At 67.6% G+C, this 17,753-nt stretch carries 13 protein-coding genes; 6 read left to right on the top strand and 7 right to left on the bottom strand.

What is annotated here, in order from left to right:
- Nucleotides 1–36 precede the first annotated feature (36 nt).
- Together VMR06_RS07450 and VMR06_RS07455 are read right to left on the bottom strand one after the other, a co-directional pair.
- Entirely contained in the window at nt 37–2,454 is a 2,418-nt protein-coding gene (locus VMR06_RS07450) for a winged helix-turn-helix domain-containing protein (protein ID WP_325374699.1), read from the bottom strand.
- Between the two features lie 46 nt (nt 2,455–2,500).
- Nucleotides 2,501–3,289 carry an undecaprenyl-diphosphate phosphatase gene (locus tag VMR06_RS07455; RefSeq protein ID WP_325374702.1) on the bottom strand — a complete coding sequence of 263 codons (789 nt, stop codon included), beginning with the start codon at nt 3,287–3,289 and terminating at the stop codon, nt 2,501–2,503.
- Nucleotides 3,290–3,546: 257 nt separating this feature from the next.
- On the opposite strand from VMR06_RS07455, the gene glnA reads away from it, so the two are divergent.
- Nucleotides 3,547–4,956, top strand: a complete 1,410-nt coding sequence (glnA, locus tag VMR06_RS07460) for a type I glutamate--ammonia ligase (RefSeq protein WP_325374705.1) — start codon at nt 3,547–3,549, stop codon at nt 4,954–4,956.
- A gap of 277 nt (nt 4,957–5,233) precedes the next feature.
- On the opposite strand, the gene VMR06_RS07465 is transcribed toward glnA, so the two are convergent.
- Together VMR06_RS07465 and ubiK are read right to left on the bottom strand one after the other, a co-directional pair.
- Nucleotides 5,234–6,736 carry a YifB family Mg chelatase-like AAA ATPase gene (locus VMR06_RS07465; protein ID WP_325374708.1) on the bottom strand — a complete coding sequence of 501 codons (1,503 nt, stop codon included), beginning with the start codon at nt 6,734–6,736 and terminating at the stop codon, nt 5,234–5,236.
- A 185-nt stretch (nt 6,737–6,921) separates the two neighbouring features.
- Nucleotides 6,922–7,191, bottom strand: a complete 270-nt coding sequence (ubiK, locus tag VMR06_RS07470) for a ubiquinone biosynthesis accessory factor UbiK (protein ID WP_325374712.1) — start codon at nt 7,189–7,191, stop codon at nt 6,922–6,924.
- Nucleotides 7,192–7,581: 390 nt separating this feature from the next.
- Between ubiK and glnK the strand changes: the two genes are divergently transcribed.
- Nucleotides 7,582–7,920 carry a P-II family nitrogen regulator gene (gene glnK / locus VMR06_RS07475; protein ID WP_325374715.1) on the top strand — a complete coding sequence of 113 codons (339 nt, stop codon included), beginning with the start codon at nt 7,582–7,584 and terminating at the stop codon, nt 7,918–7,920.
- 45 nt (nt 7,921–7,965) lie between these two features.
- Entirely contained in the window at nt 7,966–8,970 is a 1,005-nt protein-coding gene (locus VMR06_RS07480) for an aldo/keto reductase (RefSeq protein WP_325374717.1), read from the top strand.
- 129 nt (nt 8,971–9,099) lie between these two features.
- Here VMR06_RS07480 and VMR06_RS07485 read toward each other — a convergent pair whose 3' ends face one another.
- Together VMR06_RS07485 and VMR06_RS07490 are read right to left on the bottom strand one after the other, a co-directional pair.
- Nucleotides 9,100–10,761 carry an MFS transporter gene (locus VMR06_RS07485; protein WP_325374719.1) on the bottom strand — a complete coding sequence of 554 codons (1,662 nt, stop codon included), beginning with the start codon at nt 10,759–10,761 and terminating at the stop codon, nt 9,100–9,102.
- Between the two features lie 13 nt (nt 10,762–10,774).
- A complete protein-coding gene (locus tag VMR06_RS07490; RefSeq protein WP_325374720.1) occupies nt 10,775–12,139 on the bottom strand; it encodes a DcaP family trimeric outer membrane transporter in 1,365 nt (454 codons plus the stop codon).
- Nucleotides 12,140–12,314: 175 nt separating this feature from the next.
- Between VMR06_RS07490 and acs the strand changes: the two genes are divergently transcribed.
- From acs to VMR06_RS07505, 3 genes are all read left to right on the top strand, one after another.
- On the top strand, nt 12,315–14,255 hold the full coding sequence (acs, locus tag VMR06_RS07495; RefSeq protein ID WP_325374721.1) for an acetate--CoA ligase: 1,941 nt from the start codon (nt 12,315–12,317) through the stop codon (nt 14,253–14,255).
- 136 nt (nt 14,256–14,391) lie between these two features.
- A complete protein-coding gene (locus tag VMR06_RS07500) occupies nt 14,392–15,063 on the top strand; it encodes a response regulator transcription factor (RefSeq protein WP_325374722.1) in 672 nt (223 codons plus the stop codon).
- A 187-nt stretch (nt 15,064–15,250) separates the two neighbouring features.
- Complete coding sequence (locus VMR06_RS07505; RefSeq protein WP_325374723.1) at nt 15,251–16,585, top strand: glycosyl hydrolase family 28-related protein; 1,335 nt, start codon at nt 15,251–15,253, stop codon at nt 16,583–16,585.
- A gap of 141 nt (nt 16,586–16,726) precedes the next feature.
- Here VMR06_RS07505 and VMR06_RS07510 read toward each other — a convergent pair whose 3' ends face one another.
- Nucleotides 16,727–17,692 carry an FkbM family methyltransferase gene (locus VMR06_RS07510; RefSeq protein ID WP_325374724.1) on the bottom strand — a complete coding sequence of 322 codons (966 nt, stop codon included), beginning with the start codon at nt 17,690–17,692 and terminating at the stop codon, nt 16,727–16,729.
- Nucleotides 17,693–17,753: the final 61 nt, after the last annotated feature.

The following is a 17,753-nucleotide window of genomic DNA, read 5'->3' on the forward strand; positions in this document are numbered from 1 at the left end:
TCGTGCGGCCTTACCTGTCCCTTACGTCATGACCGGTCAGGCATCTGACGCCCCCTGACCGCGCGCGGCCGGCGCCTGCAGCAGTGCTTCGGGCACGCGTCGCTCGCCGGCCAGGGACCGCGCCCGCGCCAGCGCATTGCGCCAGCCGGCGAGGTTGCCGAGCGCATGCTGGAGCCTGAGCTGCAGCAGGGCCGCGTCGTAGTCGCGCTCGGCCCAGCCGGCGGTCCGCCCGGCGATCACGCCGGCCCGCGCGAAGTCGCGGCGCTCGATCAGCCACGGCAGATAGGCCTGGGCGATCTCGATCAGCTCGGACGGCACGCGCCGCTCCTCGGCCAGCGTCAGCGCGCGCTCGTAGGCGGCGCGCGCGTCTTCGTCTGCGGCCAGCGCGGCCTCGGCCAGCGCCAGCTGGATGCCGATGCCGCCGTCGCGGCGATCGGTCGCCCAGCGGCGCAGCCCGTCGAGCGCGGCGGCGGCCTCGGCCGGCATGGCCGCCCGCTGCTGCGCAAGCGTCAGGATGCGCCAGGTGCGCGCATAGTCGAGCGGGCCTTCGTTCCACCAGTCGGTGGCCAGCGCTCGCCGAGCCGCAGCGGCCGCCGCAGCCGCGTCGCCGTCGGCCCAGGCCGCGCGCGCCGCGACCGCCGCCGCCAGCGCCGCCATGACGGTATCCCCGGCCGCGGCGGCGTCGGCGCCGAGGCTGTCGGTCAGCGCCCGGCCGGCCTGCAGCCGTCCGTTCGCGTCGTGCACGAGAATCCGCACCAGGCTGGCGTAGCGGCGCAGCGCCGCGGACGGCTCGTTCTGGATCAGCTCGCGCAGGCGCTCGTCGCCGGCCAGCGCCGAACCGGGATCGAGCAACTCCAGCCGCGCGCGCGCCAGCGCGACGCGCGCGTAGAGCTCGTTGGTGAAGTCGCCGAACGCGGTCAACCGGTCGGCGGCCGTGGTCAGCACCGGCAGCGCCTCGGCGTAGCGGTTGCGGCGCGCATCGAGGATGCCGATGTTGATGTCCACGCGGGTCAGGCCGAAGCGGTCGCCGACGCTCTCGAGCACGATGCGCGCGCGCGCGAAATCCTCCATCGCCGCGTCGAAGCGGCCCTGCGTGCTGCGCGCGATCGCGCGGCCGGTCAGCGCGCGGCCGAGCTCGGCCGTCGGCGGCTGCCCGGCGAGCAGGTCGATCGCCTGGTCCGACAGCGCTTCGAGTTCGGCCGGCTGGTCGCGGCGCAGATGGACGTTGCCCAGGCCCGACAGGATGCGGGCGCGCAGCAGCGGCGCGTCGGCGGCCGATACCGCCTCGAGCAGCGCGCGATACCCGGCGGCCGCGGCGTCCAGATCGCCGTCGCGGAAATCGACCGAGGCCTGCCGGAAGCGCATCTCCGGCACCGCCCGCTGCTCGGCGTCGAGGCCGTCGAGCAGGCGCCGCGCCAGCGCGGTCTGATCGGCCAGCAAGGCCGCGTCGACCTGGCGCAGGATCAGCGACAGCGCCGGATCGTTGGGCAGCGGATTCTCGGCGCCGAGCGACCAGCCGAGCGCCTGCTCGAGCTGATCGGAGGCCAGCCGCGCCGCGTCGAGCACGTCGCTGGCCTGGCCCTCGACCAGGATCGGCGACTCGGTGCCGGAGATCGTGCGCAGGGCGACGCGCCAGCGCCCTTCGGCCAGCGTGGCCTCGCTGGCGATCAGCAGCGAGGCACCGGCGGCGCGTCCGAGCTCGGCGGTCGCGGGACTGCCGCGCGTCCACGGGCCGCGGTCGCGCGTCAGCGCGACGACGTTGTCGCTCGGCAGAACCGGCCGGCCGGTCAGCCGCAGGCGTTCGGCGACCAGGTCCATGACGCCGAGCCGCACCCAGGCGAAGGCCCCTTCGGCCCTGACCTCGACCGGCAGCACCAGAGCCGCAGTCGCATCGGACGTGGCCGCGCCCGGCAGCGGTGCCTGCGCGGGACGCCAGAGCCAGACCGCGGCGGCAGCGGCGATCGCGGCGGCGAAGCCGGCGGCCCAGACCCACGGTGCGACGCGCCGGCGCGCAGCGGACGCAGGCGCAACCGGCGCAACGGGATCGGATCCGGCCCGCTCGCGCGTGCCGACCGGCGCCGACTCCGCGGCGGACCCGGCCGCCAGCGGCTGCGGTGCGAGGCCCGCCGAAGCCGGCACTTGATCGGTCGGCGCGACCCAGCTGAAGCCGAAGCGCGGCATCGTCAGGATGTAGCGGCGCTGTTCGCCGGTGTCGCCGAGCGCGCGCCGGGCGCGCAGCATCACCTGGTCGAGCAGGTTGTCGGTGACGTCGGCCTTGCCCCAGACCGCGGCGATCAGCTCGTCGCGGCCGACCGCGCGCGCGCGGTGCTCGACGAGATAGGCGATGCAGTCGAACACCTTCGGCGGGATGACCAGACGCTCGCCGCCCTGCCACAGCTCGCGCCGCGCGGCGTCGAGCCTGAAATCGCCGAATTGGAAGACTGGTGTACTCATCGACCCCGACGCCGGCGCCGGACCACCGCCCGGCGCGCACCCGCTCTCATCCCCCCGGCACCACCAGCAGCAGGATCGCACCGAACACGATCCGGTAGATCGCGAACGGCCGGTAGCTGTGGCTGCCGATGTAGCCGATCAGCCATCTGACGGCGATGAAGCCGGTGATCGTTGCGCTGACGAACGCGACGCCAAGCAGAACCCAGTCCTCCTGGCCCGGCCCTTCGGTCAGCTTCTTGAGGATCTGATAGCCGCTGGCCGCGTACATCGTCGGAATGCCGACCAGGAACGCGAACTCGGTCGCCGCCGGCCGGCTGTTGGCGCCGGCCAGCATCGCGGTGAAGATCGTCGCGGCCGAGCGCGAGGTGCCCGGAAAGATCGCCGCGACGATCTGCGCGAGGCCGACCAGGATCGCCACTTTCCAGGTGATCGTCGCGTTCGGCGGTCGCGCCGCGGTCAGGCGCTCGGCCGCCAGGATCCAGAAGCCGCCGACGATCAGCGCGATCGCGATCGGCATGACGCGGTCGGGCAGGGTGAATCCCAGCCGCGTCACGACGAAGCCGAGCACGGCGGTGATCGCGAACGCCGTCGCGAGCTTGGCGAGGTAGTCGCGATGCGAGGGATCGCGCCAGCCGGTCGCCAGCTGCCACAGCCGCCGCCAGTAGATCAGCGTGACGGCGAGGATCGCGCCAGCCTGGATCACGATGTTGAACGTGTCCGAGCGCGCGCCCAGCCAGTGCTGCGCGATCAGCAGATGGCCGGTGCTGGAGATCGGCAGGAACTCGGTGATGCCTTCGACGATACCGAGCACGATGGCATCGAGCAGATCGGACATGGGCGGTGCGCGTCGCGACGGGAGAGCCGGCAAGCATAGGCGAGAACCCCGCCTTGCCATACATCGATGCGATAATCGCCCGCCCTCGCGCACTTGCACGATACCGGTGCGCAGGGAAGCTTCGTTTGCACCAATCAGGTGCTGATCTTCTCCATTCTTAACGCCGAGCTCGCACAAGCCCCTGATCGAGCGACCTCCTGCCCCATTGGCATGCATCCTGCTGCGGGGCAGCAACCGATTACCCACCGAGGTTTTACATGTCCGCCCAGAACGTGCTCAAGCTGATCAAGGACCACGACGTCGAGTTCGTCGACCTGCGCTTCGCCGACATGCTCGGCAAGCAGCACCACGTGACCTTCCCCGCCCACTCGATCGACGAGTCGCTGTTCGAGGAAGGCCGCATGTTCGACGGTTCCTCGATCGCCGGCTGGAAGGGCATCAACGAGTCGGACATGGTGCTGATGCCCGACGCGTCGACCGCCGTGCTCGACCCGTTCGCCGGCGACCCGACCCTGATCCTGACCTGCGACATCCTCGAGCCGAGCACGATGCAGGCCTACTCGCGCGATCCGCGCTCGCTGGCCAAGCGCGCCGAGGCGTACCTCAAGTCGACCGGCATCGCCGACACCGCGTTCTTCGGTCCGGAGCCGGAGTTCTTCATCTTCGACTCGGTGCGCTGGCAGAACGACATGGGCAAGACCTTCTTCGAGGTCAACTCCGAAGAGGCGGCCTGGTCGTCCAAGGACAAGTTCGACGGCGCCAATTCCGGCTATCGTCCGGGCGTCAAGGGCGGCTACTTCCCGGTGCCGCCGGTCGACTCGCTGCACGACCTGCGCAGCGAGATGTGCAAGGTGCTCGAACAGGTCGGCCTGACCGTCGAGGTGCATCATCACGAGGTCGCGACCGCCGGCCAGTGCGAGATCGGCACCAAGTTCAACACGCTGGTCGCCAAGGCCGACGAACTGCTCAAGCTCAAGTACGTCGTCAAGAACGTCGCCCATCGCAACGGCAAGACCGCGACCTTCATGCCCAAGCCGATCGTCGGCGACAACGGCTCGGGCATGCACGTGCACCAGTCGCTGGCCAAGGGCGGCACCAACCTGTTCGCCGGCGACGGCTACGGCGGCCTGTCGCAGCTGGCGCTGTGGTACATCGGCGGCATCTTCAAGCACGCGCGCGCGATCAACGCGTTCGCCAACAGCTCGACCAACAGCTACAAGCGCCTGGTGCCGGGCTTCGAGGCGCCGGTCATGCTGGCCTACTCGGCGCGCAACCGTTCGGCGAGCTGCCGCATTCCGTTCGTGCACAGCCCGAAGGGGCGCCGCATCGAGGTGCGCTTCCCCGATCCGGTCAACACCGGCTACCTGACGTTTACCGCGCTGCTGATGGCCGGCCTCGACGGCATCCTCAACAAGATCGATCCGGGCGCGCCGTCCGACAAGGATCTCTACGACCTGCCGCCGGAGGAGGAGAAGAACATCCCGCAGGTCTGCTCGAGCCTCGACCAGGCGCTCGAGGCGCTCGACAAGGACCGCGCGTTCCTGAAGGCCGGCGGCGTGTTCTCCGACGACTTCATCGACGGCTACATCGAGCTCAAGATGCAGGAGGTCACCAAGTTCCGCGCCTCCACGCATCCGCTGGAGTACCAGCTGTACTACGCGATCTGATCGCGGGTCGACAGCGCGAGATCGAAACGGCCGCCTTCGGGCGGCCGTTTTCGTTTGATGGTGCGTAAGCCGGCGCGCATCGGCACGATGCGCGCGCAGACGCCGTCACTACCGGGAGAGGCACGTCCAGGCAACACTCGGCGGCGAGCCCGCCGACGACCGTTCGGACGCTGCGTTCACGCGTATACGGCGACGCGAACACTCCGGCCGCGATCCTGGCGCGCTGGCCACCTGCAGCTCAGGGCGTCGGCCTCTTCGCCCGGCGAGCGCCGCGACCTCAATGGGTATCGAGCCGCCGGTACTGGATCGCCTCGGACAGATGCGCCGCTTCGATGGTCGGCTGACCGGCCAGATCGGCGATCGTGCGCGCCAGGCGCAGCACGCGGTGGTACGCACGCGCCGACAGGCCCAGGCGTTCGACCGCGCGATCGAACAAAGCGCGCTCGGAGGCGCCCAGTGCGCAGTCGCGCTCGGCCTCGCGGTTGTCGAGCCAGGCGTTCGGCTTGCCGGCACGATCGATCTGGCGCTGCCGCGCGAGGCAGACGCGTGCGCGGACCGTCGCGCTGGATTCGCCGGCCTGCGCGGCGTGCAGCTCGGCCAACGGCACGCGCGGCATCTCGAGCTTGAGGTCGATGCGATCGAGCAGCGGACCGGAGATCTTCGCGCGGTAGCGTGCGATCTGCTCGGGCGTGCAGCGGCAGCGGCCGGACGGATCGCCGGCATAGCCGCACGGGCACGGATTCATCGCCGCGACGAACTGGAAACGGGCCGGGAATTCGGCTTGGCGCGCGGCGCGCGAGATGACCACGCGGCCCGATTCGATCGGCTCGCGCAGCACTTCCAGTACGTGACGATCGAACTCCGGCAGTTCATCGAGGAACAGGACGCCGTGATGCGCCAGCGAGACCTCGCCCGGACGCGGGATCGAGCCGCCGCCGACCAGGGCCACGGCCGAGGCGGTGTGGTGCGGGCTGCGAAAGCCGCGCCGCTTCCACTGGCCGGCGTCCGATCCGATGCCGGCGACCGAGCGCACGGCGGCCAGCTCCAGCGCCTCGTCCTCCTCGAGCGGCGGCAGGATGCCGGGCAGGCGGCTCGCCAGCAGCGTCTTGCCGGTCCCCGGCGGGCCGATCAGCAGCAGGTTGTGCATGCCGGCGGCGGCCAGCTCGAGTGCGCGCCGTGCCTGCGGCTGGCCGCACACGTCGGCCAGGTCGTGGCCACCCGGTTCGGCATCGGCCGTCTCATCGAGTGCCCGGACCTTCGGCAGTTCGGCCTGGCCGGCCAGATGCGCGCAGACCGCGAGCAGGCTGTCGGCGATGCGCACGTCGGCGTCGCGGACCAGGGCGGCTTCGGCGGCATTGCCGCTCGGCACGACGACACGGCGACCGCTGCGCGTGGCGCGCACGATCGCCGGCAGGGCGCCGCGCACCGGCCGCAGCTCGCCGGACAGCGCGAGCTCGCCGATGAACTCGTGGTCGGCCAGCGCGGCCGCCGGCAGGCTGCCGTTGGCGGCGAGGATGCCGAGCGCGATCGGCAGGTCGAAGCGCCCGCCGTCCTTGGGCAGATCGGCCGGCGCCAGATTGACCGTGATGCGCCGTGCCGGGTAGTCGAACCGCGCGGTCAGGATCGCTGCGCGGACGCGGTCGCGCGCTTCCTTCACGGCCGTTTCGGGCAGGCCGACGATCGAAGTGCCCGGCAGGCCGCCGGACAGATGCACTTCGCAGGTGACCAGCGGCGCGGCGACGCCATCCTGGGCACGGCTGTAGACACGGGCGAGACTCATCGGCTGCATCCTGCAAAAAAAGCCCGCCATCCCGACTGGGGTGAGCGTTGCGGGACGACGGGCTTCCCGGAAATCGTGCCCGCCTGCGGACCGGCCATGCCGGTGAGCCGGGCGCTCGACCGGCCTGCGGCGTACGCGCCGAGGCGGGTCGATTCAAGTCGTTTCGAGCGGCGCGGAGGCCGCGGTCAGTGCCGGGCGGTCTGTCCGGGCGCCAGCAGCGCCGCTTCGAGCGCCGCGACCTGGCGCTCGAGCGCCTCGAGCTTCTCGCGCGTGCGCAGCAGCACGCAGCGCTGGACGTCGAACTCCTCACGCGTGACCAGATCGAGCTGGCGCAGGCCGCCGGCCAGCACGCTGCGGAAGTTGGACGTGAGATCTTCGCGGGCTTCGCGCAGGCCGGGCGGAACCAGATCGGCCAGGCGCGAGGCGAGCTCGTCGATGGAACGGATGACAGTCATGGATACACCCCGTACTAGAGTCGTCTGCCGGCTTGGAGGGCGCTCAGGCCGCCGGTCTTCGTGACGGTGACACAAGTATGCGCCTGCCGGCTCATTCCCTGAACCGGCAGGCGCAGCCTCCCTGCGTGCATCCTGCAATGCCTCCCTGCTCCCCGCGCTCCCGACTCCCTGTGGCTAGCGCGGCGCTCCGTGTTGATGAACAGTCTAAGGATCCGACTCGATCCTGCCATCGGCAGAATTCGGAAGATCGTGTAAGAAATTTCTTACACGGCGCTGACCGGGTGGGGCCGCTATGCGGCGCGCAAGGGGGCTTCCGGATATTATCGCGGCGGTCTGCGGCAGCGGCGGCCAGGGTCCGCGCCGCCCCCGAACCGGTCCGGAGAATGTCCGATGAAGATGGTCATGGCGGTCGTGAAGCCGTTCAAGCTCGACGACGTGCGCGAGGCGCTGGCCGAGGTCGGCATCCAGGGCATCACGGTGACCGAGGTCAAGGGTTTCGGCCGCCAGAAAGGCCATACCGAGCTCTACCGCGGCGCCGAGTACGTCGTCGATTTCCTGCCGAAGGTCAAGATCGAGATCGCGGTCGCGGACGACGCCGTCGACCGTGTCGTCGAGACGATCATCCAGGCCGCGCATACCGGCAAGATCGGCGACGGCAAGATCTTCGTCTATCCGCTCGAGCGCATCGTGCGGATCCGCACCGGCGATCTGGACGCCGATGCGCTGTGACGCGGGCCGGATTGCGCTGAGCATCCGGCGCTCGGGAACGCTGCAATGATCTACCGCCGCCTCGGCGATTCGGGCCTGCCGCTGTCGGCGCTGTCGCTGGGAACCTGGCTGACGTTCGGCGCGCAGGTCGACCGGCGCGCCGCGCGTGAGCTGGTCGCGACCGCGCTCGATCACGGCATCAACTTCTTCGACGGCGCCGAGAACTACGCGTACGGCGAGGCCGAGCGGCTGCTCGGCGACGTGCTGGCCGATCTGCGGCCGCCGCGCGATGCCTGGTGTGTGTCGAGCAAGGCGCGCTTCGGCGCCGTGCCCGATCCGTTGCCGACCCAGCAGGGCCTGTCGCGCAAGCATCTGACCGAGGCTTGCGATCAGGCCCTGCGCCGGCTGCGTGTGGACTATCTCGACCTGTTCTTCTGTCACCGCCCGGATCCGGCCACGCCGCTCGAGGAGACGGTGGCGGCGATGGACACGCTGATCCGCCAGGGCAAGGTGCTGTACTGGGGCACCAGCGAATGGCCGGCCGGGGCGACCCGCGAGGCGCACCGGATCGCGCGCCTGCATCATCTGCAGCCGCCGCGTGCCGAGCAGCCGCAGTACAACCTGCTGAACCGCAAGCGTTTCGAGACCGAATACGCGCCGCTGCGCCGCGAGCTCGGTCTCGGCACCACGGTCTGGTCGCCGCTGGCCTCGGGTCTGCTGACCGGCAAGTACGCAGCCGGCGCGATACCGGCCGATTCGAGGGCCGGCGAGCCGGCCAATGCCTGGCTGGCCGAGCGCGCGGCCGATCCACAGCGCCGCGCGCAGATCGCCGCGCTGACCGCGATCGCCGACGAGCTCGGCGCCAGCCTCGCGCAGCTCGCGATCGCCTGGTGCCTGAGCCACCCGGCGGTCTCGACGGTGATCCTCGGCGCGCGTCGGCGCGAGCAGCTCGAACAGAACCTGGGCGCGCTCGCCTTGCTGCCGCGGCTCGACCGCAACCTGCTCGGCCGGATCCGCCGTGCGGTCCACGTGCCGCTGCTGACGCGTCTGCGCAAGCGCCTGGCGCGCTGACCGTATCGCCGGCCGGACGCCGATCGTCCGCGCGCGGAATCGATCGCCCCAAATGAAAACGGCCCCTCCCGAAGGAGGGGCCGCTTCCAACCCGGCCGGGCGGACCGGGTGCAGGGCGAACGTCGTCTTCTAGTTGTTGATGTCGACGTCCTTGGTTTCGCGCAGGAACAGCGTGCCGACGATGAACGTGAACACGGCGATCACGATCGGGTACCACAGGCCCGAGTAGATGTTGCCGGTCAGCAGCACCAGGGCGAACGCGGTCGTCGGCAGGAAGCCGCCGAACCAGCCGTTGCCGATGTGGTAAGGCAGCGACATCGAGGTGTAGCGGATGCGCGTCGGGAACAGCTCGACCAGCCAGGCCGCGATCGGTCCGTAGACCATCGTCACGTACAGCACCAGGATCACCAGCAGCAACAGCACCATCGGCTTGTTCATCTGGCTGTTGTCGGCCTTGGCCGGGTAGCCGGCGGCGTCGATCGCCGCGGTGACGTCGCTGGCCAGCTTGGCCTGCGCGGCCTTGGCCTCTTCCGGTGAGAGCTGACGTACGTCGACGCCCTGGATCACCGTATTGCCGATCCGAACGCTCGCGACCGAACCGGCCGCCGCGGTCTCGTTGGTGTAGTTCACGCTGCGGCCGTTGAGCAGGTTCTTGACGATGTCGCAGGAGCTCGTGAACTTGACGTGGCTCTTGAGCTCACCCGGCACGAACTGGAACGAGCAGTCCTTCGGATCGGCCACGACCACCGCCGGCGAGTTCTTCGCGGCCGCTTCCAGCGCCGGATTGGCGTAGTGCGTCAGGCCCTTGAAGATCGGGAAGTAGGTGATCGCCGCGAGCAGACAGCCCGCCATGATGATCGGCTTGCGACCGATCTTGTCCGACAGCCAGCCGAAGAAGATGAAGCCGCCGGTCGCGATCGCCAGTGCGGCGGCGATGAAGAGGTTGGCGGTGATCGCATCGACCTTCAGCGTCTGGGTCAGGAAGAACAGCGCATAGAACTGACCGGCGTACCAGACCACGGCCTGGCCGGCGGTGGCGCCGAGCAGGGCGAGCAGCACGATCTTGCCGTTGCTCCAGTTGCCGAAGCTCTCCGTCAGCGGCGCCTTGGAGTGCTTGCCCTCGGCCTTCATCTGCTGGAACACCGGCGATTCGTTGAGCTTCATTCGGATCCAGACCGAGACCAGCAGCAGCAGGAACGAGATCAGGAACGGTACGCGCCAGCCCCACTCCTTGAACGCCTCTTCACCGAGCAGCGTGCGGCAGCCGAGGATCACCAGCAGCGACAGGAACAGGCCGACCGTCGCGGTGGTCTGGATGAAGCTGGTGTACAGACCGCGCTTGCCGTTCGGCGCATGCTCGGCCACGTAGGTGGCCGCGCCGCCGTACTCGCCGCCGAGCGCCAGGCCCTGCAGACAGCGCAGCACGACCAGCAGGATCGGCGCGGCGATGCCGATCGATGCGTAGGTGGGCAGCACGCCGACCAGGAAGGTCGAGATGCCCATGATCACGATCGTGACGAGGAACGTGTACTTGCGGCCGATCATGTCGCCGAGCCGGCCGAACACGATCGCGCCGAACGGACGCACCGCGAAGCCGGCGGCGAACGTCAGCAGCGCCATGATGAACGCGCTGCCGGACGGCAGGGACGAGAAGAAGTGGACGGCGATGATCGCCGCCAGCGAACCGTAGAGGTAGAAGTCGTACCACTCGAAGATCGTGCCGAGGCTCGAAGCGATGATGACGCGCTTGTGGCCTTGGGTGAGATTGCCGGTGTGCGGAACGGATGCCATCGCGTGTGCCCCCTCAGAATGAGTACTTCGTGGTGAACTGAAGGCGGGTCAGCCGGCCGTCCGTTCCGTTTTCGAGCTCGCGCTCGCCGACCATCAGTTCCGCACCGACGTCGACCTTCGGCATCGGCGAATAGAACACGTTGGCGCGGATGCTCTGCACCATCTCGGTCGCAGCGCCGCCGGTCAGCCCCACCGGGTTGTCGTACTGGCTGCGCGCATAGATCAGGTTGAAGCGGGTCTGCGGCGTGAACGCGTGGCGCCAGGCGACGAAACCGGCCAGACCGCCGATCGAGTCGAGATTGCCGGCGCCGTCGATCGCGGTGTCGCCGGTGATGCCCAGGCCGATGTAGCGGCTGAAGCCGTTGCCGGCGGTCAGCTGGTAGCGCAGGTCGTCGTGCTTGCCGAGCACCCACTTGCCGCCGACGGTGACCGCGCCGGCGAAGGTGCGGTCGTCCGCGGCCGCGGTCGAGCCGGAGGCCGGGCGATCCACCGCCAGGTCGCGGATCAGGCCGCCGATGCCGAACGTGCCCCAGTCGCCCTTCCAGCCGTAGCGCAGCGTGAGGTCCGGGAACGCGCCGCGATCGGAGGCGACCGTCGCGCCGCCGCCGTTGGGAATGATCAGCGTCTCGGGATTCTCCAGCGCGACCGAGAAGCCGCCGGTCGTGTAGCGGACCTGCGCCTGACGCACGAAGATCACGCCGTCGGTCGGACCGATGAAGTCGACCGCTTCGGGCAGCGCGCCCACGTCCATGAAGTTCGACCAGGTCTGGCCGGCCAGCCATTTGTTCCAGTACGCATAGGCGTGACGCAGCGTGACGCCGTAGGTATTGGTCGCGTTCTGGTTGCCGAGCGAGTTGCCGAAGAAGTCCATCTCGACGAAGGCGCCGCCCTTGTCGCCGTTCTCGGTCACGGTGTCGACGCCGAGGCCGAAGCGCGAGAACTTGGCATGGGCGTCGTAGTCGATGTCCGAGGCCGATCCGCCGACCGGCGTCTGGCTCGGCACGTACAGCGCGCGGCCCACCGCGGCGTCGGCAAGCTGGCCGTCGTGTGCCTTGGTGGCCAGGAAATCGGCCTTGATGAAGCCCCCGTAGCGGAACGTGGTACCGGCCGGCGATCCCGGCGTGATCGACACGGCCTGGATCGGCAGCTTGCCGGCCGGCAGTGCCGGAGCGGCGGCCTGAGCCGGGGCGGCCGCCGGGGCGGCACGCTGGGCCTTGAGCGCGGAGAGGACTTCGGCGAGCTGCTGCTCGAGCTGGCTGACGCGTGCCTCGAGCGCCGCCTCGCGCGCTTCGTCGGCCACGGCCAGCCCCGGCAGGCCCAGTACGCAGGCCAGCGCCAGCGCGGTTTTGCGCAACGAGATTCCGCTGCGTGCGTGCATGACATCCCCTCCCCGATGTGTGGTTGTCCGGCCAGCATGCGCAGGTCCGGTCGGGCCGGCCTATTCGCCGATGGTCGAATCTGCGACCAAAGTCGTAGGGCGAGGCCGCGCCGCCGTGCGGCGTGGCACCATCTGGCGCTCTTCTTCGCCACACCGGACCACCAGGGAGGCCGTCATGACCAAGCTCCATCCCGTTCCCGAGGCCTTTGCCGCGCATGCGCGCATCGACAAGGCCCGGTATCAGCGCGACTACGCCGAGTCGATCGCCGATCCGGAACGCTACTGGGACCGGATCGGACGTCGCCTTGACTGGATCAAGCCGTACACGAAGATCAAGAACGTGTCCTACGACGCCAGCGACCTGCACATCCGCTGGTACGAGGACGGCGAGCTCAACGTCTCGGCCAACTGCCTGGACCGCCACCTGGCCACGCGCGGCGACAAGACCGCGATCATCTGGGAGGGCGACGACCCGGCCGAATCGCGCCGCGTCAGCTACCGCGAGCTGCATGCCGAGGTCTGCAAGGCCGCCAACCTGCTGACCCAGCTCGGCGTCAAGAAGGGCGATCGCGTCGCGATCTATCTGCCGATGATTCCCGAGGCGGCCGTCGCGATGCTGGCCTGTACGCGCATCGGCGCGATCCACACGATCGTCTTCGCCGGCTTCTCGCCCGATTCGCTGGCCAGCCGCATCGCCGACAGCCGCTGCAAGCTGGTCATCACCGCCGACGAAGGCCTGCGCGGCAAGAAGAAGGTGCCGCTGAAGGCCAATGTCGACGAGGCGCTCAAGCGCCCCAATACCAACAGCGTGGAGACCGTGCTGGTGGTGCGCCGCACCGGCGGCGCGGTCGACATGCAGGTGCCGCGCGACCGCTGGTGGCATGCGCTGATCGCCGATCAACCGTCGGCGCACGAGCCGGTCGCCTGCGAGGCCGAGCATCCGCTGTTCATCCTCTACACGTCCGGGTCCACCGGCACGCCCAAGGGCGTGCTGCACACGACCGGCGGCTATCTGGTCTACGCGAGCTTCACGCACGAGACGGTGTTCGACCTGCGCGAGGACGACGTCTACTGGTGCACCGCCGACATCGGCTGGGTGACCGGCCACAGCTACCTCGTCTACGGTCCGCTCGCCAACGGCGCGACCACGGTCATGTTCGAAGGCGTGCCGAACTTCCCGGATTCCTCGCGCTTCTGGCAGGTCGTCGACAAGCACAAGGTCACGCTGTTCTACACGGCGCCGACGGCGATCCGCGCGCTGATGCGCGAAGGCGAGGATCTGGTCCGCAAGACCTCGCGCGCCTCGCTGCGCCTGCTCGGCTCGGTCGGCGAGCCGATCAATCCCGAGGCCTGGGAGTGGTACTACCGCGTCGTCGGCGAAGGCCGCTGCCCGATCGTCGACACCTGGTGGCAGACCGAGACCGGCGGCATCCTGATCACGCCGCTGCCCGGCGCGACCGATCTGAAACCCGGCTCGGCGACGCTGCCGTTCTTCGGCGTCAAGCCGCAGATCGTCGATGCCAACGGCACCGTGCTGGAGGGCGCGGCCGAAGGCAATCTGGTGCTGACCGATTCGTGGCCGGGCCAGATGCGCACCGTCTACGGCGATCACCAGCGCTTCATCGACACCTATTTCCGCGCCTATCCGGGCACCTATTTCACCGGCGACGGCGCACGCCGCGACGAGGACGGCTACTACTGGATCACCGGCCGCGTCGACGATGTCATCAACGTGTCGGGCCATCGCCTCGGCACGGCCGAGGTCGAGAGCGCGCTGGTCGCGCATCCGGACGTCGCCGAGGCGGCGGTCGTCGGCTGCCCGCACGACATCAAGGGGCAGGGCATCTACGCCTACGTGACGCTCAAGACCGGCGTCGAGCCGACCGAGGCGCTGCGCAAGGACCTGGTGGCCTGGGTACGCAAGGAGATCGGTCCGATCGCGACGCCGGACCATCTGCAATGGGCGCCGGGACTGCCGAAGACGCGCTCGGGCAAGATCATGCGGCGCATCCTGCGCAAGATCGCCGAGAACCAGCCAGAGGCCCTGGGCGATACCTCGACGCTGGCCGATCCGTCGGTCGTGTCGAATCTGGTCAACGAGCGGCTGTTCCGCTGAACGATCGCTCGCCCGCGGATGCCGCGCGGTACGCGATTTCCATGCGCAGGCCTCGGTATCGGCCCATGATGCGCGCTACCGTCGACGCGCTCGTGCCCTCCGCACGGGCGCTCGTCCTTCCGGCCACGGCCCGACCATGCGCGAAGTCCTGATCGCCGACGATCATCCGCTGTTCCGCGATGCGCTCAAGCGCGCGGTGCTCAAGGCGCTGCCCGACGCGCTGCTGCGCGAGGCCGACAGCGTGCCGGCGCTGCAGACGCTGATCGACCAGTATCCGGACGCCGATCTGCTGCTGCTCGATCTGCACATGCCCGGCGCCAGCGGCTTCTCGACGCTGGCGCACGTGCGCGGCCAGTATCCGGGCCTGCCGATCATCGTCGTGTCGGCGCACGAGGAAAGCCAGGTCATGGCGCGCGCGATCGCGCACGGCGCGTCGGGCTACATCCCCAAGTCGGTGCCGGTCGAGACGATCGTCGGCGCCGTACAGGCGGTGCTCGACGGCGACGTCTGGCTGCCGCCCGGCAGCGTCGGCCCGGAGAAATCGCTGCCGCCCGGCGAAGCCGACGCCGCGGCCCGCGTCGCCGACCTGACGCCGCAGCAGTTCCGCGTGCTGACGATGATCGCCGAGGGCCTGCTCAACAAGCAGATCGCCTACGACCTCGGCGTCTCGGAAGCCACCGTGAAGGCGCACATGACCGCGATCATGCGCAAGCTCGGCGTGTCCAACCGCACCCAGGTCGCGCTGCTGGCCAATCATCTGGCGCTGGAGCGGGACGTGATGCCGGGGCACGACACATACGCTTCCTAACGGGAATGGGTCGCGAGGGCGCATGCCGCTCCGATTCGAGCATAGGCCGAGTGCAGGAGGACCGACCGCATTTCGGCGCGACGTCCGTCAGTGGCGTCCACTTCATCACAAACATCGCACATGTGTAGTGCATAGAATTGGACGGCTTGACTGAGCGACTTACACACTCAAAAACGAAGGGGATATTATGGACACGAGTCTCGCTTCTCAAGAACCGCAACTGGCAGAACGCAGGAAACGTCGTGGCTTCATGCAGGGGCTTGTCGCGGCCGGCATCGGTGGCATGATCGCAGGTCAGTCCGAAGCCGTGAACGCTGCGTGTACCGTGACGACGGCGCCAGTGCCCTTTCTCAACGTCAAATCTTACGGCGCCGTCGGGAATGGTGTCACCGACGACACGGCGGCTTTCCAGTGCGCGGTCGATGCGGCAGCAGCAGCCGGCGGCGGCACCATTCTCGTGCCGGCGGGCAACTACTATCTGGCTGGCACCGTCAACATCACAACCAATGGCATCACCATTCAGGGCATGGGAAGCCACACGACTACCCTGCTCGCCCCCGCGCGCATGACGCACGACATGTTTCGCGTCGCAAACTGTTTGAGTGGAGTTATCCGAAATCTCCTGATCAAGACCTCAGGCGCAGCCGCAACGGCCGGAAGAGCTATTCACAGCTACAGATCGGATCTCCTCATCGAGAACCTCTGGATCCAGAATATGTTCACGTCCGTCGAAATTAACGGGAAGTACGGACGAGTCACGATTCTCGGCGGCTACTTCAATCCCGCGCCCAACGGTACTGCGGTTCTGGCCGGAAACGATCTGTCAGTAGAAGAGGCGGTCAGCGAGCTTCACATCATCAATCTGGTAGTGGACCCGGGAGACACGCTTCCCCAGCCAGCCTACGGTCTCCGGCTGCGCTCCGTAGCTGGCGTTTGGGTAACCGACTGCGACTTCATCCGCTGCAACGTCGGTCTGATGATTGATCCGCCGACGGGGCGTTCGGTCGTCCACGGCTTTTTCGCTGGCACGGCCTGGGATACCGCTGCGTCGCGCTGCATCGTGATACTGCCCAACTCCGGCGCAGTGGTCTTCGGAATGCACTTCACCAACTGCTGGAGTGCCACATCGACGCTGGACAACTGCGCGATAGGAGGTGAAGTCAACGGCGTTCAGTTCACCGGACATCGCTTCCTCAATTCGCCTCAGGGGAATGGCCTATGGGTGACGGGACCCTTAGCGAAGAATATCAACGCAGATGCATGCGTCGCTTCCGGGATCGCGTCGGGGACAGGTTTTGTTTTTGTGGGAAATGCAACGAATTTTGCGGTTCGCAACTGTACGACTGCCGTGCACGGATCACATGCGGTGGGAGCCTATCTCCCTCCTAACGCATATGGTGTCCAGGTTACGGCTGGCTGCACAAACTACATCGTTGCAAACAACTATCTCAAAGAAAACTTATATGCCTCTCTAATTGATGCTGGAAGTGCGCCAAAGGTGGTGGCTAACAACCTGACCTGAGTTCAGCGAAGCGAAGATCTCTGGCGTTTGCTCCGGCACAGCAATGGGCTGTGCCGGACTGCACCTCTCGGACCTATCACTCATCGAGATCGAAGGGGCTGCAATAAGCGAGGTCGGCATACTCGTGCTCAAATTGAACGATCAGCGCTCCGCTTTGAACATAAGATCGACCAGATACTCGCCGTTGAGACCCTTCTGACGATTGACTTCACGCCATTCGCGCATGACCTCCTGCATCGACTTGCATCGCGCCACTCGGCCGTCCAAGTGCAGAACGGTGATGACGTCCGTATGCGCAAACAACAACTCGAGATAGCGATCGGCCTCTACATGCGAGTGATTGCGAATCGCCACCGGATTGAGCTCGCTGAAGACCATCGGCCGATGCCGGCTGACCAGCCCGGCAATTCCGGGCCATGCCATCGGCTCGTGACCTTCGATATCGATCTTGAGCACGTCTAGGCGGTCGAGATACGCGAGTGTCTCGTCGAGGCGCAACGCGGGTACGTAGGCATCTGCCACTGATGCCGGGGCGTGGACGTCGACAATACCGTTGGACGAGTCGGCATGGCGCAAGATCGGTACCACCCGCGAGCGATCCGAGGCGGCGACGGGAAGAATCGTGACATTCTCGAAGCCGTTGCCGACGACGCCTGCGCAGATCGAACGAACGTTCTTGGCGACGGGTTCGACCGACACCACACGTCCCGCAGTTCCGACCGCTTTGGCAGCCGTCAACGAGAACGTTCCGATATTGGCGCCGACATCCAGGACGACGAATCCTGGCTTCAGACACTCCAAGAAGCGCGGCAGTACATGAGGCTCGTAGGAGCCGCTGTTAATGATATTCCCACCGATCAAATCATCGCCGATCCATGGAAAAAGCTTGATGCCATTGAAATCAATCTCCTTGAGCTCGCTGACTTCTCGATTTTTATTCTTATATTCTTCCGATTCCAGAAGATATCTGGCGAGCTTGGGCGGATCGACACCCGCGGTTAGAACATTGTTCTTGTAGTGCTCGAACCCGCTCTGATCAGGCTCTCTTCCTAGAATGAGCCGATAAGCATAGCGGATATCCTCGGCATTTGCAGATAGTTTCGTCACGGACATCGACTCCTTCTACTCATACAGTTCTTGTGCTCCGTGGAGCAAAAACTTACGTCTA

Origin of the sequence: Dokdonella sp., assembly GCF_035511235.1 — a bacterium.
Taxonomy (GTDB): Bacteria; Pseudomonadota; Gammaproteobacteria; order Xanthomonadales; family Rhodanobacteraceae; genus Dokdonella.

Coding starts and splice junctions, on each gene's coding strand:
- VMR06_RS07450 (WP_325374699.1), bottom strand. CDS start 2,454: ATGAGTACACCAGTCTTCCAATTCGGCGATTTCAGGCTCGACGCCGCG.
- VMR06_RS07455 (WP_325374702.1), bottom strand. CDS start 3,289: ATGTCCGATCTGCTCGATGCCATCGTGCTCGGTATCGTCGAAGGCATC.
- glnA (WP_325374705.1), top strand. CDS start 3,547: ATGTCCGCCCAGAACGTGCTCAAGCTGATCAAGGACCACGACGTCGAG.
- VMR06_RS07465 (WP_325374708.1), bottom strand. CDS start 6,736: ATGAGTCTCGCCCGTGTCTACAGCCGTGCCCAGGATGGCGTCGCCGCG.
- ubiK (WP_325374712.1), bottom strand. CDS start 7,191: ATGACTGTCATCCGTTCCATCGACGAGCTCGCCTCGCGCCTGGCCGAT.
- glnK (WP_325374715.1), top strand. CDS start 7,582: ATGAAGATGGTCATGGCGGTCGTGAAGCCGTTCAAGCTCGACGACGTG.
- VMR06_RS07480 (WP_325374717.1), top strand. CDS start 7,966: ATGATCTACCGCCGCCTCGGCGATTCGGGCCTGCCGCTGTCGGCGCTG.
- VMR06_RS07485 (WP_325374719.1), bottom strand. CDS start 10,761: ATGGCATCCGTTCCGCACACCGGCAATCTCACCCAAGGCCACAAGCGC.
- VMR06_RS07490 (WP_325374720.1), bottom strand. CDS start 12,139: ATGCACGCACGCAGCGGAATCTCGTTGCGCAAAACCGCGCTGGCGCTG.
- acs (WP_325374721.1), top strand. CDS start 12,315: ATGACCAAGCTCCATCCCGTTCCCGAGGCCTTTGCCGCGCATGCGCGC.
- VMR06_RS07500 (WP_325374722.1), top strand. CDS start 14,392: ATGCGCGAAGTCCTGATCGCCGACGATCATCCGCTGTTCCGCGATGCG.
- VMR06_RS07505 (WP_325374723.1), top strand. CDS start 15,251: ATGGACACGAGTCTCGCTTCTCAAGAACCGCAACTGGCAGAACGCAGG.